Source organism: Williamsia sp. Y721, assembly GCF_059683565.1.
On record NZ_JCASNH010000002.1, the window covers coordinates 383,037 to 399,095 of the forward strand.

The window sequence follows — 16,059 nt, forward strand, 5'->3', positions numbered from 1 at the left end:
CGTGCCGAGGCCTTGACACGCTCCCTGATACCGCGGTCACCACCGGGCCAGGGCGTCCGCGGCTATCGCGTCGACCACGCCGAGGAACTGGTGCCCACCAGAGGGATGCTCGTGGACCCGGGCCGAGGGTAGCCGCGCCGCGTTCATCGCCAGATGAGTGAACGGCACCACCTCGTCATCGCGGCAGTGGTGCAGCGAAATCGATTGAGCGGGTTCAGGTCCGTCGAACGCATACTGCTCGACGTCCCATCCCGCCGGACTCCAGTCCGGCATCGCCAGCAGCGACGCCCGGGACGGGATCGGCCGCGCTTCCTCGGCCAGCACCCGGAGTAGCACCGACGCGCCGAAGGAATGCGCGATCAACAGATCCCCCGCACCAATCTCGGCAACCATGCGCCGCACCGGGGCCGCCCACGCCTCGAACGACATGTCGTCTTCGGGGATGTGCGGCATGTCCACAGCCGCACCGACCGCGGCGCCGAGACCGTCTGCCAGTTCACGGTCGTCGAAATAGCCGCCTGCACCGTGGATGAACCGAAGCCACATCGTCACAAACACTCCTCACGGGACCAGAACGGTCCGAGTTCTGCTGGAATCAGTGTTCGCCCAGGCTTTTTCGACTTCCGCAAGCGGCTGAGCACGGACGCTGATCTCGAGTTTTCCGGCGCTGATCACGTCGACGAGGGACGGGAGTTCTGCCATGTATCCGGCTGGGGAAACCGAACCCTGACCATTGCCGAGAATTCGAAGATTCGACGCCCGAAGGGTCGCCGACGGAAGCTCGATGGTCGCACCCGCGACAGCTCCGATCTGAATCCAGTCGAGTGCTTTGCTGCGGTCGTCGCGACCCATCATGAGCGGCGTCATCGCCTGCTGCGCAGGCGCACCCCAGAGGTAGTCGAGGACGATGTCGACATCCTCACCGGCGGCAGCGATCTCGGCACCGAACTCGGCCCCATCCGCAGCGAGCGGAACGAGTACGTCGGCACCGAGGCTCTTGAGCTCCTCGAGGCGAGACCGGTTGCGCGCTACTGCAATCACTTGTGCAGCACCGAGCAATTTGGCCACCTGCACTGCCATCGAACCGGCATTGCCGGTTGCCCCGAAGACCATCACCGTGCTGCCCGGCTGCATCGATACCCGACTGCGCAGTGCCACCCAGGACGACATCGCCGGATTCATTCCGGCCGCAACCTGCAGGATGTCAGCGTCGGACGGCAGCCGGATCGTGCGGCTCATATCGATCACAGCCTTCTCTGCCATCGGCCCCGGCATCTTGCCATCGGCCAAAAAGAAGACGGTGCCGCCGCTCGGGAGCCTGCCGACGCCGTCGACACCCGGGATCATCGGCAATTCTCCGGTGCTGGTGTAGTGCTTTCCGGAAGCACCCGACCGTACTCGCGGATGTAGTCCCACAGCGAGGACGTCAACAAGCTGATGATCCGGCCCATGAACCGCCGGAACCTCGAACTCCCGAAAATGCGGAGGCTCATCAAACGACGTGACGAGAGCCGCATGCATGGTTGTCATGGACCGCACCTCGATTCGCGTATCGATGTGTCCCACAGCGTACGCGGCTCACGTCGCGAGGCACCCGATATGGGCATCTGCACCAATGCCGTCACACTATGAAGTTGTCAAAGGTCATGCAGTACACAGGGTTCAGCCTGTGTTGCTCGGTCTTGCGGTTTGGTGTCTCGTCGTCTTATGCGGCGGTGAGGTCGGTGGTCAGGGTGCGGCGGGCGTGGGATCGTAGTTCGGTGGCGCTGCCGGGTGCGATGAACCAGGGATGTCCGTCGCGACCCAGGAACACTGTCCAGCCGTGGTGGTGGATGTAGCGGTGGTGTCGGCGGCAGAGTAGGACCATGTTGGTCAGGCTGGTGGTGCCGCCGTTGCGCCAGAAGTCGATGTGGTGGGCGTCGGTGTAGACCGCGGGGCAGCCACATCCGGGGAAGGCACACCCCTGGTCGCGGGCGATCAACGCTTTGCGGATCGCGGGGGTGACGGTGCGTTGGTCGCGGCCGACATCGAGCGGTACCGATTCACTGTCGAGCAGGATCTTGGTGATCACTTAAATCGCAGGCCACCATCTGGGCGGTGGGTGCTGAGGCGGGGCCGGTCCATTCGAATTTGGGTGCCATGGCCGGCGGTGTGGGGCCTGGGATGCCGCGCAGCTGCAAATGTTGTAGATATTCAGGTGAGACTGTCACCGTCACATGTGGTTTCGCCCCGCCGCGGGTGGGTCGGTCTTCCTGATCGAAATACGAATCCAGCAATCGTTCCAGCGCATCAGCCCGGATTTGGCCTATGCTCCGCGGCTCCGGTGAGCCGTCGGGTTCGGGTGCCGGTGTGCACAGTGGATCCAGTGCCACCGCCAGCTTTTCGCCGAGCAGACTATCCAAGTCGAGGGTGCCGTGGGTGCGGCCGTCATCACCGGTCCCGAACGACAACTCGTTCAGGTCATGGTTCTCGGCGTCCGGGATCTCCTTGTCAGGCGGCGATAACACCAACGCCATATGCCGTGCCCGGACCGACACCGCCGCCGGCGTCCCCATCAACGCTTCGGTCAGTAGTCCGCGCTCACAGTCAGACCGGTCAGTAGCCGGGAGTTCTGGATTGCGACGCTCAATATGATGGAGACCCTTCACAATTGCATCCGCATGCTCACCAGATAGCTTCCCGTCGATTCCATAATCGGCAATCGACGGAATGTCGCTGAGCGCCTTACCCACTCGCACATACCGGTGCGCAACCGTCGGCGCGACACCTGCGTCCCGCAGTAGCTTGGCTGTGGATCCCACGCCTTTCTTCTGTGCGATCCGACGGTTATCGACCTCGCCGACCAAACGGAAAAGTATCTGCTCCACAACATGATTGAGTCGAACAACCGCCACCGTTCGTGAAGATACCTGCGCATCATCACCGGCGACCAATGCCGCATCCCCTGCCAGATCTGACATTCTGGCGAACATCTCCCCGAAGTCCATAGCCCAATATTACCGGCCGAATCCCATTCGCACAAGTGTTCTATACGAGCAATTCTATTGCTACACAACTCTTTTCACCACATGGCAGGTCCAGACCGCCATCATACCGGGGAGGTCCGACACGAAAGTGAATCCACGCTCCCGACTAACCCACTACCGGTCTCGCCCACACCTCACACGACATACCCGTGTCGGGAATGTGCGACATGCCGACCCGAGATCCTCGGCCAACCGGCGATCGTCGTCATCCCCGCCTGCGCAGTGAATGAAACGAGGTCGGATCACCTCAGGTTGGGCTCACGTGGCGCGACAGACAGCGATTGTGCCGCCGAAGACGCATCGACAGGTCAGCTCAGACCGGTAACCGATGCAAATCTGGTAACCTCGTACACCATACGATGTTATTTTGGTCGCTCAACCGAAAGGCCCACCGTGAAAATCACCGGTACTGCACTGTCCCTCAACGTCGACGACGTCAAGGCCTCCGCGTCGTTTGCGCAGGATCACTTCGGGTTCACAGAGGCGATGTCCGCCGACGGTTTCATCTCGCTGGCTCACCCGGACGCAGGGTTCAACATCGTCTTCCTGAAAACAGGCCTGGAAACGTTCAAGCCGGCGTCGATCGCCGGAGCGGCAGGTCAGGGCATGTTGGTGGCGTTCGAGGTCGAAGACATCGACACCGAATATGCCCGGATCGAAGCCGCGGGCGCCCAGGTCGTCACCGCACCGGAAACCGAACCATGGGGCGAGCGATACTGCCAGTTCACCGATCCCAACGGGATCATCTGGCAGCTGGTGCAGTGGGTCCAATCGGGGGAACCCGTCGACTGAGACCAGCTGACAGCAACAAACCCGACAACACGACAGCGACCAGAAGCAGTGCCACGACATCTCCCCACAGATGCCCCATGTCGTGGCCGCTGCCGAAGGACTGCACCGCCATGATCGCGGCGTGGACGAAGCTCGAACAAACCGTGAACCAGATCAGGCTGATGTTGGCCTCCGGTCGCCGCGCCGCGTTCCAGAGGAAAACGCCCAACGTCGCATACAGGCCGACGATCATCATGAAGTAATCGGACTCGTGCGGAGCACCGTGATGCCACGCCCACCCCGATGGCCACACCTGCGCCAGCGGATAGAGCAGCAGCATCACCGTGCCGAAGACGACCAGCGCGATCCGAAGCAGTTTGTAACTGTAAGAGGATTCCATTGCGCACTCCACGACGTATGGCAAGGCGATCGTGGAATCACCGTACGTCGAGCAGCCCCATTGCAGGCGCGATCCGCAACGTCAGATCGGCATCAAGAAGTGCTTGCGCGGTGTCCGCAGAACCTGCTTGTCCTTGAGCTGCGCCAACGCCCGCCGGAGTTCGAGGCGGGTGTTGGCCGGCTCGATGACAGCGTCGATGTATCCACGTTCAGCCGCCAGATAGGGCGTGGCCATGGCGGTGTTGTAGAAGTCGATGAAGTCCTTGCGGATCTTCGCGGCGTCTTCCGGTGTGGCGTTCTCGGTCTGCTTGCGCGTCAGGACCGCAGCCGCCGACTCCGCACCCATCACCGCGATCTTGGCCGTTGGCCACGCGAAGTTGAGGTCGGCGCCGAGCTGCTTGCTGCCCATCACCGCGTACGCGCCGCCGTAGGCCTTGCGCAGGACCACGGTGATCTTCGGTACGTCGGCCTCGACATAGGAGTAGAGGAAACGACCCGACCGGCGGATCGTGCCCTTACGCTCCTCTTCCAACCCGGGCAGGATGCCGGGAGTATCCACCAGGAAGATCAGCGGAATGTTGTAGGCGTTGCAGATCCGCACGAACCGAGCGGCCTTCTCCGACGAATCGGTATCGAGCACACCGGACATCGCGTTGGGCTGGTTGGCGACAACACCCACCGACGTCCCGTCGATACGGGCGAAACCGGTGACGATGTTGGGCGCGAACAGGTCTGCGACCTCGTGGAACGCACCGTCGTCGAACACCCGCAGGATGACGTCGCGGATGTCGTAGCCGGCGTTGTCGCTGTCGGGCAGGAAGGTGTTCAGCGAGAGATCACTGTCGGTGACCTCGGGCTCCAAGCCCGGATTGATGATCGGCGCACGCTCGTAACAGGTCGACGGCATGTACTCGAGGTACTCACGGACCCAGTCGAAGGCACCCTTCTCGTCGTCGGCCAGGTGGTGGATGTTGCCCCACGCCGCCTGGTTGTACGAGCCACCGAGGTCTTCGGCCGAAACATCTTCGCCGGTCACCTGTTTGAGCACGTCGGGCCCGGTGACAAACATGTAGCTCTGGTCCTTGACGCCCACCAGGATGTCGGTGTTGGCCGGGCTGTACACGGCACCGCCCGCACACTTTCCGAGGATGACCGAGACCTGCGGGGCCATGCCGGACAGCAGATCGCTACGACGACCCATCTCTGCGTACCAGGCCAGTGAGGTGACCGCGTCCTGGATACGAGCACCCGCCGAGTCGTTGATACCGACCATCGGGCAACCGACCTTGGCCGCCCACTCCATGATCGCCGCGACCTTACGGCCGAACATCTCACCGACCGTCCCGCCGAACACGGTCTGATCGTGCGAAAACGCAGCCACCGGACGGCCGTTGACCATTCCATGACCGGTGACGACACCGTCGCCGTAGCCGCTCTCGGCAGCACCCGGCATCTTGGCCAGCTGACCGATTTCCACGAACGTGCCCGGATCGAACAGCATGTTCAACCGCTCACGCGGCGAACCGATGCCCTTCGCCGCCCGCTTGGCAACAGCCCGCTCGCCACCGGGTTCTTTTGCGGCCTCGAGCTTTTCGCGGAGTTCTTTGAGTTTGCCTGCGGTCGTGTCAGTCACTCGTGTCACTTTCCTGCGAGAGCTCGTCCAACCGGGTGGTCAGATCGGCACCGATTTTTCCAATATAAGGCTCGTCGATGATTGCCAGATGATCGCCGCCGACGTGGATGATCTCGAGATCGTCGACGACCTCACCCCATCGTCCGTCTTCATCGATGTGAGCCCACTGCGGCTCGAGTTCGATTGCACCCTCGTGCATCCGGTCGGCACGGTAGAGCACTACCTTGCCGTCGAATCGTGTCGGTTCCACGGTTGTCAGTGCCCGGTTGTCGAGGAAGCTGGTGCGCTGGTGCTCGATGATGCCACCGGGGATCTTGGCGTCGCTCATCGCCAGCATCTCCATGATGATGCGGAACTGGCCTTCGTCATCGGCCTCCACCAGGCGGTCCATCGGCAGCGGCGCATCGTCGAGACCGTATGTGCGCTTGGCGAAGTCGTAGTACCGCTGCAGCCGGGCCCGCTTGGCTTCCGGGGTGTCGAGGATCGGCTCAGACGGGCGGACCACGTCGATCAGACCCACAAACGCGACCTCGTCACCCTGCTCGACCAGCATCTGGGCGCACCCATAGGCCAACGCTCCACCCAGCGACCAACCCACCAGCGTGTACGGCCCTTCGGGCTGAACCTCTTTGAGCTTCGGGAAGTACTGCTTGACGCGCTCTTCGATACTGCCCTCGACGCGGTCGAAACCGATCACGGGCACATCGTCGGGCAGCTTCTTGAGCAGCTGTTCGTAGGCCGCGGTCGATCCACCCGCCGGGTGGAACACCAGAACCGGCTTACGGTCGGTCTTCTCAGGAGTACGCAGGTACCGGATGAACCCGTCGACCTGGCCTCCTTCGAGGTGCTCGCGCACGTAGTTCGACATCGTCTCGATGTTGTCGGCGTCGATGACGTCCTCGACGTCGAGCTCACCGCCTGCCCGTTCGGACAGACGCGCGGTCAACTTCTCGGCGGTCTCGTCGTCGAGCACCGGCAGCGGATTGAAGATTCCACCGGCCGACTTGCCCGTGACCACAGCCCACACACCAAATGTCAGGCGCTCGGCGGCATCTCGCGGCGGCACATCGGCGCCGGCAGCAGCAGCGACTTCGGCCTGACTCTTCAGGTTTGCCGGTGCGGCTGCTGCGGGTTGAGCAACAGCTGCGGCAGGCGCAGCCTCCGGCGAAACCACCACCGGAGCAACCTCGGGTTCAGGCTCGGGCTCGGGTTCTGGTTCGGTTGCGCTCTCCGACGTGTCGGAGTTGATGAGCTCGGCCAGCGCGGCAGTGTCGAGTTCGCCCTGACCTTCGGCCTGAGCGGCGAGTGCCTGCACTTCTTCACGATGTTCGACGGCGTAGGTGACGAACTTGACCACATCTTGCAGGTTGGCCTCACGCATCGCCTGCAGCTGCAGTTGCGGGATGTCGAACTCCCACTCGGCGCGGTTCTTGATCCGCATCGCCATCAGCGAATCGAGACCCAACTCGATCAGCGGAATCTCGCGCGGAAGATCCTCGGCCTCATAGCCCATCGACTCGGCCACGATGTGGGCCATCCGATCCTCAATGCTCTCACCGGAGTTCGGATCCCAGCGGGCGCCGATCTCATCGCTGACCTCGGGGTCGGTGACCACGGTGTTGTCGACGAAGCCAGAGTTCTTAGCGGCGTCGGCGGCATTCGACAGTGCAGGCACCGGCGGCGCGAGCGGCGCACCGGCGGTGACCACCGCGTCGAGCAGCAATCGGAACGACGTGCCTTCCGCGGCATGTACCTGCAGTCCGGCACCACCGGGATGCGGTGCGAGTGTGGTGGTCAGAGTCGTTGCTCCCACGGGCTCGCCGTAAGGCACCACCGCGGTGACCTGCACATCGGAAAGCACCTGCTCGGCAGCGGCTTTCACCAGTTGGGTCAGATCGGTTGCGGCCGTTGCCGAGACCTGCCAGACGTGCCTGCCATCGGGTAGCGCAACGTGCGAGCCGGGGATACGACCCTCACCGGAACCGCCGGAAATCGACGCGGTCAGCCAGTAGGGCTTGCGCTCGAAGCGGGTCCGCGGGATGGCGGCGAAGTCGCCCTGTCCGAACAGGGTTCCGACATCCACCGGATGCCCGTGCACGTAGAGCTTCATCAGCGCATTGATCACGCCGTAGCTCTCGTCTTCTTTGCGGCGCAGCGTTTCGATCAGTTCGGCATCGTGGATACCGGCACCGAAGGTCACTGCGGCAACGGAGATCAGGACAGCCGGGTTCGGTGCCAGCTCCACAAACGTGGTGTGGCCGTTCTCAACAGCTTTCGACACGGCCTGGGAGAACCAGACACTGTGCCGCAGCCCCTTGGTCCAGTATTCGACGGCGTGCACCGGGTCGCTGCCCGGGCGGTAGAACTCTTCGCGGTCCACCGAGCTGTAGAAGCCGATCTTCGGCGACATCGGCTCGATTCCGCTGAGCTCGTACGCGAGTTCGCCGAGCAGCGGGTCGGTCTGGGACGTGTGGCTCGCACCCTTGGTTGCCAGTTTGCGGCCGAGTTTTCCTTCGCTCTCGGCGCGCGCGACGATGGCATCCACCTGGGACTCCGGTCCACCGATCACGGTGTGGGTCGGCGCGGCATACACGCAGATCTCGAGATCCGGGTAGTCGGCGAGCACGCCGGTGATGTCATCGGCGCTGTACTCCACCAGTGCCATCAGCCGGATGTTGTCGCCGGTCAGCGTCGCCTCGGCCTCACCCATCAGGCGCGAACGCTGGCAGATGACGCGCACGGCATCACCCAGCGACAATCCGCCGGTGATGTAGGCGCCTGCCGCTTCGCCCATCGAATGTCCGACCACCACACCGGCATCGGCGCCGTGATGTCGGAGCAGCTCGGCCAGGCCGATCTGGATGGTGAAGATGCCGATCTGTGAGGTCTCGATCTCGTAGTTGACCGAATCGTCGAGGAACTGCTCGACGATCGAGTAACCGAGCTCGTCTTCGATCAGTTTGTCGACCTTGTCGACCGCCGCAGCGAAGATCGGGTTCTCGGTGTAGAGCTGCTTGGCCATTTTCCGATGCTGCGAGCCGAATCCGGACAGCAGCCAGACGGCAGACGCCGGATCCGGCGCGTCACAGGTGTATACGATCGGCGAATTCTTGTTGTCCGCGATCGCACGCATGCCCTTGAGTGCATCTTCGTGGCTGCGGGCCATCACCACCGAGCGCGTACGCCCGTGGTTGCGGTGGGCCAGCGCACGGCCGATGTCTGCGAGCGGCGTGGCCTTGGCCTCATCGGTCTCCAGCCAGTCGGCCAGATCGGCGGCGGCCTTGCGGCGGCGCGACGGCACGAATCCGGAAACGACAAGCGGGACAACCGAACCTTCGACCGCACACGGGGCGAATCCCTCGGTCGGATCGACCTCGGCCACTGCGGTCTCCGCGACCTTCGGGGCCGCAGCCAACTGACCGAGCGCAGCACGCTCGGCCTCGGTGAGGAACTCGTCGGGATCGTCGTCGGCGTCCAGGAAGTCCGCGACTGTGGCCTGCGCAGCCGCCGGTACGTCGACCTCGGTCGTCGCCGGTTCGGTGAGATCTTCTGGGGTCACCTCTCGCACGACGACGTGCGCGTTGGTACCGCCGAAGCCGAACCCGGAGACGCCGGCCACCGCGTGTCCCGAATACCGCGGCCAATCGGTGGCCTCCGGAATCACGTTCAGGTGCAGCGCATCGAATTGGATGTACGGGTTGGGGCCTGCATAGTTCAGCGACGGCGGCAGTTTGTTCTCGCCAAGTGCCAGGACAATCTTGATGAGACCGGCGGCACCGGCGGCAGCTTCGAGGTGACCGAAGTTGGTCTTCGCCGAACCGAGCAGCACTGGCTTGTCGGCCTCGCGACCCTTGCCGAGTACGCGACCGAGCGCGTCGGCCTCGATCGGATCACCGAGGATGGTTCCGGTGCCGTGGGCCTCGATGTAGTCGACATCACGCGGATTGATCGCGGCATCGGTGTAGGCGGTGCGCAGTACCGCGACCTGCGCCTCCGGATTCGGCGCCGGCAGACCGTTGGAGCGTCCATCGGAGTTCACTGCCGAACCGGCGACCACGGCTAGCACCTTGTCTCCGTCGCGCCGAGCATCGGAGAGCCGTTTGAGGACGACGAGCCCGCCGCCCTCCGCACGCACAACGCCGTCGGCGTCAGACGAAAAAGCCTTGATCCGACCATCTTTCGACTGCAATCCCACCGAATCGAAGCCGAGTGTCGCGGCCGGGGTGATGAGCATGTTCACGCCGCCGGCGAGCGCCACGTCCGACTCGCCGGAGCGCAGGCTCCGCACGGCCTGATGCACGGCCACCAGTGACGACGAACACGCGGTGTCGAGGGCGATCGACGGCCCGCGGAAATCGAAATAATACGAAACACGTCCGGCAACAACAGATGTAGACGTTCCGGTGAGTGCGTACGCGGCGGTCTCGCCCGCGCCTTCCGGATCGGAGACGGCAAGCATTTGGTAGTCGTTGGTGGAACTGCCGATGAAGACACCGACCTGACCACCCTTGAGGTCGCTGGCCGGGATGTGGGCGTGTTCGAGCGCCTCCCACGTCAGTTCCAACGCCAGGCGCTGCTGCGGATCGACCATCTCGACCTCACGCGGCGACATCTGGAAGAAGTCGGCGTCAAAGCCCTTGACGTCGTCGAGGTAGCCGCCATTGAGGTTCGCCTCCGCGAGGACCTTCGCAATGCGGGGTTCTGACTTGAACTCCGTCCAGCGATCCTCCGGCAGTCCACCGACACCGTCGCGCCCGTTGATCAACAGATCCCACGTCGACTCCGGTGTGTGCCCGGCCTTCGGAAAACGCGTTGCCACACCGACGATGGCGATGTCGTCGTCGGCGCCACGTACCCGCTGATAACGCTCGGCATCATCATCGTCATCGAGACCCTCATCAGGATCACCCTCGATGATGCGCTTCGCCAACGACGCAATGGTCGGATGCTGGTAGGCAACCGTGGCCGTCAGGATCACACCGGTCTTGTCCTCGATGTCACCCGACAATGCGACCGCATCCCGCGACGACAGACCGAACTCTTCCATCGGCCGGTCATCCGATACCTGATCAAGCGGCAGCCCGGTGGTGTCGGAGACCCAGCCGCGCAGCCACTCACGCAGCTCCGAGACCGTCATGTCCCCGGCCTTCTCGTCATCATGGAGCGCGACACCCGAATCGGTGTCCGACCCCACCGGCGACACGTCAATGTCACCGTCTGAATGCGAGCCGTCTCCCGGCCCGAAACCGGAGCCCGGCAATTCATCGTCCGAGTTCAAAGCACCGGGCTCGTTATTCAGTTCAGGCATCGGGGTTTCCAAACTATTGGTTCTCAATCGGCGCGTCGGGGAACGCGGTCTGCTGGTAGCCACCGCGCAGGCTCCCGTCGATGTACGCCGCCTTACATGCCCGTCGGGCGATCTTGCCACTGGAGGTTCGCGGGATCGAGCCGGCCGGGACCATCAACACATCGCGCGCCATCACGCCGTGTCGCTGTGCGATCGCGGCGCGGACGGTGTCCGCCACTTCCTGTGGATCGACCTTTTTACCGGGCCCACGCTCGCCAACGATGACCAACTGCTCAGATGCGTCATCGGCGTCGAACTTCAATCCGCTGGCGGAGTTCGCGAACACCACCTCCGGCAACTCGTTGGCCGGCACCGCGAAGGCCGCCACAAAACCGGGGCGCAGTGCCGGGCTGGCCTCCTGCGCCGAGAACTCGAGGTCCTGCGGGTAGTGGTTGCGGCCGTCGACGATCACCAGATCCTTGACACGACCGGTGATGTAGAGCTCGTTGTCGTACCAGACGCCGTAGTCACCGGTCTTCATCCACTTGGCACCCTCCGGGGCGCCGACACTGTGGCTTCCCTCCGGCAACGGGTTCACCAGGGTGTTGTTGAAGGTTTCTTCGGTCTCTTCCGGGCGACCCCAGTAACCGTGCCCGATGTTCATGCCGTGCAACCAGATCTCACCGACATGTCCGTCGGGACGCTCCGTGGCGGTCTCCGAATCGGCGATCACGGCCCACTGGCTCACCGAGACCTGCCCACACGACACCTGCGCCACCGCACCCGGTGCGTCCTGGTCGACAAGCTTGAACTGGCCGCGATTGAGTTCATCGCGATCGACATAGATGATCTTCGCCTCGTTGTCGCGCTTGGTCGACGAGACGAACAGGGTGGCCTCGGCCATGCCGTACGACGGCTTGATGGCCGTCTTCGGGAGTCCGTACGGGCCGAACGCGTCGTTGAACTTCTTCATCGAGCTGACCGTGACCGGCTCGCTGCCGTTGATCAGACCGATGACGTTGCTCAGGTCGATGTTCTCGCCGTCCTTCGGCACGCCGCGCACGGCGGCATGTTCGAAGGCGAAGTTGGGCGCCGCAGCAAAGGTGTCCGCGCGGTCGGCCATCGCCGCGAGCTCCTGGATCCAGCGACCCGGGCGGCGCACGAACGCCTGCGGACTCATGATCGTGATGTATTTGCCACCCAGCGCAGGCAGGATGACCGTCAGCAAGCCCATGTCATGGAACATCGGCAGCCAGGTCACACCACGCGAGTTGTGGTCGAACTCGATCGCATCGATCATCTGCAGCGCATTCGCCGCAACGGACTCGTAGGTGATGATCACGCCGGCCGGGACCCGGGTCGAACCCGAGGTGTACTGCAGATACGCGGTGTCGTGCAGCTTCGGCGTCGGACGCACCCAGGTCTCCCCGACCGAATCGGGAACGGCGTCGATGGCGATGACGCGGGGACGGTCCTTGGCGGGCAGCGGCTTGAAGAAGTCACGTACCGCTTCGGCAGACTTCGTCGAGGTCAAGATCGCGGACGGCTTGCAGTCGGCCAGCACCGCGGTCAGCCGATCGGTGTGCCCGGGCTCATCCGGAGAGAACAGCGGGACAGCGATGTTGCCTGCGTAGAGCGCGCCGAAGAAACCGATCACGTACTCGAGCGACTGCGGGGCAAGGATCGCCACCCGGTCACCGGGCTGGGTGACCTGCTGCAGCCTCGCTGCGATCGCGCGCAGGCGCTTGCCGAACTGTGCCCAGGTGAGATCGATGGCCTCGCCGTCGCGCTCACGGCTGTAGTCCATGAATCGATACGCCAGGGTGTCGGCCTGCTCGACGACATTGCGCTCCACGTAGTCGACCAGAGTCGCGTCTTCGGTGAAGAACAGATTGCCGTTCTCGTCCAAAAACTGGTCAAACTCGTTGTTCATTCGCACTCCTGATAGCGGCCGGGGCGCCGGCCCAAATCGGGTCACCGCTGTCGCACTCCGCCGTCGGCGTCATCTCGGCACGGTTGCCGATCTCTACCTTCGGATTCGTCTCCAACAGGGTTCCCTACTTTTCATGTCAAGCCAAATAGGACTCGAAGCCATGTCGACCCGAGCCAAACCCTTCACATCCTACCGGCGACGGTGCCCATCACATGAACACCACCCGCCGTCGGCACCCGTCTTCGCAGGATGGCCGAAAGACAACCTACGCCACTACGACGCGGGTCGCCCCTACTCTCCTTTGAGAAGCGGGATGATGGGCGCGAACGCGTCCATCTGAGTCGGGAAAACTCCGACGTACGACATCGTGGTGCGCCGGCGTACCTCACGGATCTGATCGGCGATCTGCTCGAACGAGCCGAATGCCAGGTACGGCGACTCCAGGATGTCCTCGACCGAGAGCTTCGCATCCATCTCGATGTTCGGCGGATATCCCTGGTCAAGGGCAGCAAGGGCCATCTCTGCGGTGGCTTCGCGATCGTCGGTGATGACAATCGTGGCGATCGTCCAGTTCAGCTCGATCTCGTTGAAACGCTCACCGGCCGCCTGCCGGATCCGGTCCACCCGCTCAACCGTTTTCTGCATCGTCATATCCGAGAGCCGCAGCTTGCCTTCGGCGGTGGTGCCGGTCGCCACAGAGATGATGTCGGCGTGCTTGGCGGCCAGCGCCAGCATCTTCGGACCACCACCACCGACCGCGATCGGAGGCCGCGGGCCCTGCCGTGGCCGAGGGCTGCCGACGAGCCCCTTGATGTTGTAGAACTCACCTGAGAAGTTGACCTCTTCGCCCCGCAACAGGCCGTCCAGGATGGTCAATGACTCATCCAGACGACGAATGCGGACACCCGGCGACTCGAACTCGATGCCGGCCTTGTCGAACTCCTCCTTCATCCACCCCGCCCCGATACCGAGCTCGAGGCGCCCCTTCGACAGCACGTCGATGGTGGTGGCCTCTTTGGCCAGCAGCGCGGGATGACGGTAGCCATTGGCCAGCACAGACGTCGCGAGTCGGATTCGGTCGGTGGCCTGGCTCAGTGCACCCAGGGCCGCAAGCGGACCGACCTGGTTGCCGAGGTGATCCGGCACCGCGAAGGTGTCGAAACCGTACTCCTCGGCGGTCTGCGCGAGTTTGACGAACTTACGGGCACCACCCTCGTCACGGTTGCCCTCGCCGCCTGCTCCGAATCGGAACTTGCGCAGACCGGAGTCCGCCGCAGCTGACGTCATCTTCTCTCCTACCTAGTACGCATTGCCCGCGGCCATCGGCTCAACCCGACGCCGCGCGGTTCGGCGTCACACGTTACTTCCGCAGCCAGGCGGTTCAAAATGGTCGGACAGGGCCAGACGGGCTATTCGTGCTTGGGGAACGGCGCATCGTCGATCACGCCGCGCGCCCAGTCGGTCATCCAGACCGTCGCGGGCTGACCACCGTTGCTCCAGTACTGCGTTGTGTTGTACATCGCGTGGATCGGATTGTTGATGGCCCCCATCAACTTGTTGATGCCTTCGAGGGGGTTGGTAATCGTCGGCGCATCACAGATCAGATCGCCGGGCGCGCACAGCGAGTACGTGCGATCGGTGAGTTCACCGAAACCACCGGGCCGCGGACCGGTCAGATCGATGCCGGGGATCGGCAGGATGTCGAGGGCGATCTCCGCCCCGACCCCGGTCGGATTGGGGCCGACGTTCTCCGCCTGGTTCGGCTGCCTACGACCATCGGCGATCAGGCCGACGCCCAAAACCAGATCCTGGGCGATGGGGCCATTGCCGTTGCCGATCTCGCCGGCGATGTCACCCACGATCACCGCACCCTGCGAAAAGCCCATCAGCACAAAGCTGGTCAGTGGACACTCCGCATTGACCTCCGCGATTTTCGCCCGGGTCTTCTGCGTACCCTCGGCGCGCGAGACGTCGTAGTCGGCCTGCCGGTCCTGCAGGTTCGTCGGATTCCGGAATTGCGCGACGTACGGAACGGTGTAGACGTCAGCGCGCGACGAATCGAATTCATTCGACAGCGGACCAGAAACCTTGAGCATCAACGACTGCGGATTCGCGGTCGGGTTATAGGCGTCGTCGTCGCTCGCCGACTCCCACGTACCCGGGACCGAGATCACCTGCACATCGGGACAATCGGCCGGTTGCGCGGTGGGACGCGGCACCGAACTCGTCGTGTCCTGTGTCGGGCCTTCGGGCCCAACGGGTTCCGGCTTGAGCAGGTTGATGATCAGGATCACCACGAGGATGACCGCGATGACGCTGAGAATCCCCAGACCGAGGATGGCAAAGAGCAGCAGTTTGCCCCGCTTGCGTTTCTTGGGTGTCATTGAATTCGGCCGGTCAGCAGAGCTTCGACTCGGCGGCCTTGATCACCTTGTCGGCGTCAGAGTTGGCCTTGGCCTCATCAGTCGTACCCGACCCGACGATCGGCACCACGAAAATCTTGACGTTCTCGGGCGGAGTCCCCTGCTTCTTGCCCTCACAGACGGTCTGGCCCGCACTGATTGCCAGCGCGTTGTCGGGGTCGTTGGGGATCTGCACACCCTGCTTCTTCAGCTCGGCGAGGTACGCCTGCGTCTTGTCGTCGGCGTCGACGCCCACGGGGACCTGCGCGGAAGCCGGTCCGGTTGCCGGCAGACCCTCGGTGTCGTCGGGTTGTGCCTTGCTGGTCACCTTTGTCGAAGTCACTGCCGATGACGGGGCACTCTCACTCGGTGAGGGCTCCGCGCTGTTGGTGGCGCTGACCGGGCTGCTGGAGGTGCTCACCGCACTGGTGGGCGCCGAAGCGGTCGAGTCGTCGTCACCACACCCCGTGGCCAGCACAGCTGTCACCAGCAGTGCTGCGCCCACGGTCACGGCCCGAATGATGTTGCCTGTCATGTCACTTCCTTCTCCGGCGCCCCTCGCGGGGACGTCGTCTGTGCGGTCTGGTGCCCGAAGGCCTCCGCCAGGC

General features: G+C 63.6%; 12 protein-coding genes. 1 reads left to right on the forward strand and 11 read right to left on the reverse strand.

The window, feature by feature from the left end:
- Positions 1-36: 36 nt before the first annotated feature.
- The 4 genes from AC56PL_RS10535 to AC56PL_RS10550 all read right to left on the reverse strand — a co-directional run bounded on the left by AC56PL_RS10535 (position 37) and on the right by AC56PL_RS10550 (position 2,987).
- On the reverse strand, positions 37-546 hold the full coding sequence (locus AC56PL_RS10535) for an alpha/beta hydrolase (RefSeq protein ID WP_495515953.1): 510 nt from the start codon (positions 544-546) through the stop codon (positions 37-39).
- A gap of 15 nt (positions 547-561) precedes the next feature.
- A complete protein-coding gene (locus AC56PL_RS10540) occupies positions 562-1,530 on the reverse strand; it encodes a quinone oxidoreductase family protein (protein ID WP_497153780.1) in 969 nt (322 codons plus the stop codon).
- 175 nt (positions 1,531-1,705) lie between these two features.
- Positions 1,706-2,071, reverse strand: coding sequence for an HNH endonuclease signature motif containing protein (locus AC56PL_RS10545; protein WP_497153781.1), 366 nt, complete (start codon positions 2,069-2,071; stop codon positions 1,706-1,708).
- The gene (locus tag AC56PL_RS10550) at positions 2,043-2,987 is read right to left on the reverse strand and encodes a DUF222 domain-containing protein (RefSeq protein ID WP_497153782.1); all 945 of its coding nucleotides are present in this window, start codon (positions 2,985-2,987) and stop codon (positions 2,043-2,045) included. The genes AC56PL_RS10545 and AC56PL_RS10550 overlap by 29 nt, the downstream gene beginning before the upstream one ends.
- A 432-nt stretch (positions 2,988-3,419) precedes the next feature.
- On the opposite strand from AC56PL_RS10550, the gene AC56PL_RS10555 reads away from it, so the two are divergent.
- Complete coding sequence (locus AC56PL_RS10555; RefSeq protein ID WP_497153783.1) at positions 3,420-3,818, forward strand: VOC family protein; 399 nt, start codon at positions 3,420-3,422, stop codon at positions 3,816-3,818.
- On the opposite strand, the gene AC56PL_RS10560 is transcribed toward AC56PL_RS10555, so the two are convergent.
- From AC56PL_RS10560 to AC56PL_RS10590, 7 genes are all read right to left on the reverse strand, one after another.
- Positions 3,769-4,197, reverse strand: coding sequence for a DUF6632 domain-containing protein (locus tag AC56PL_RS10560; protein WP_497153784.1), 429 nt, complete (start codon positions 4,195-4,197; stop codon positions 3,769-3,771). The two genes, AC56PL_RS10555 and AC56PL_RS10560, sit on opposite strands and share 50 nt — an antisense overlap.
- A gap of 81 nt (positions 4,198-4,278) precedes the next feature.
- A complete protein-coding gene (locus tag AC56PL_RS10565) occupies positions 4,279-5,829 on the reverse strand; it encodes an acyl-CoA carboxylase subunit beta (protein WP_497153785.1) in 1,551 nt (516 codons plus the stop codon).
- A complete protein-coding gene (gene pks13, locus AC56PL_RS10570; RefSeq protein WP_497153786.1) occupies positions 5,822-11,137 on the reverse strand; it encodes a polyketide synthase Pks13 in 5,316 nt (1,771 codons plus the stop codon). The genes AC56PL_RS10565 and pks13 overlap by 8 nt, the downstream gene beginning before the upstream one ends.
- Positions 11,138-11,150: 13 nt before the next feature.
- Complete coding sequence (gene fadD32 / locus AC56PL_RS10575; RefSeq protein ID WP_497153787.1) at positions 11,151-13,049, reverse strand: long-chain-fatty-acid--AMP ligase FadD32; 1,899 nt, start codon at positions 13,047-13,049, stop codon at positions 11,151-11,153.
- 291 nt (positions 13,050-13,340) lie between these two features.
- Complete coding sequence (locus AC56PL_RS10580; RefSeq protein WP_482136770.1) at positions 13,341-14,336, reverse strand: LLM class F420-dependent oxidoreductase; 996 nt, start codon at positions 14,334-14,336, stop codon at positions 13,341-13,343.
- 122 nt (positions 14,337-14,458) lie between these two features.
- The gene (locus AC56PL_RS10585; RefSeq protein ID WP_495513656.1) at positions 14,459-15,433 is read right to left on the reverse strand and encodes a cutinase family protein; all 975 of its coding nucleotides are present in this window, start codon (positions 15,431-15,433) and stop codon (positions 14,459-14,461) included.
- Between the two features lie 13 nt (positions 15,434-15,446).
- Positions 15,447-15,986, reverse strand: a complete 540-nt coding sequence (locus AC56PL_RS10590; RefSeq protein ID WP_497153788.1) for a DUF732 domain-containing protein — start codon at positions 15,984-15,986, stop codon at positions 15,447-15,449.
- Between the last annotated feature and the right edge of the window lie 73 nt (positions 15,987-16,059).

Coding starts and splice junctions, on each gene's coding strand:
- pks13 (WP_497153786.1), bottom strand. CDS start 11,137: ATGCCTGAACTGAATAACGAGCCCGGTGCTTTGAACTCGGACGATGAA.
- AC56PL_RS10550 (WP_497153782.1), bottom strand. CDS start 2,987: ATGGACTTCGGGGAGATGTTCGCCAGAATGTCAGATCTGGCAGGGGAT.
- AC56PL_RS10585 (WP_495513656.1), bottom strand. CDS start 15,433: ATGACACCCAAGAAACGCAAGCGGGGCAAACTGCTGCTCTTTGCCATC.
- AC56PL_RS10580 (WP_482136770.1), bottom strand. CDS start 14,336: ATGACGTCAGCTGCGGCGGACTCCGGTCTGCGCAAGTTCCGATTCGGA.
- AC56PL_RS10590 (WP_497153788.1), bottom strand. CDS start 15,986: ATGACAGGCAACATCATTCGGGCCGTGACCGTGGGCGCAGCACTGCTG.
- fadD32 (WP_497153787.1), bottom strand. CDS start 13,049: ATGAACAACGAGTTTGACCAGTTTTTGGACGAGAACGGCAATCTGTTC.
- AC56PL_RS10535 (WP_495515953.1), bottom strand. CDS start 546: ATGTGGCTTCGGTTCATCCACGGTGCAGGCGGCTATTTCGACGACCGT.
- AC56PL_RS10560 (WP_497153784.1), bottom strand. CDS start 4,197: ATGGAATCCTCTTACAGTTACAAACTGCTTCGGATCGCGCTGGTCGTC.
- AC56PL_RS10540 (WP_497153780.1), bottom strand. CDS start 1,530: ATGACAACCATGCATGCGGCTCTCGTCACGTCGTTTGATGAGCCTCCG.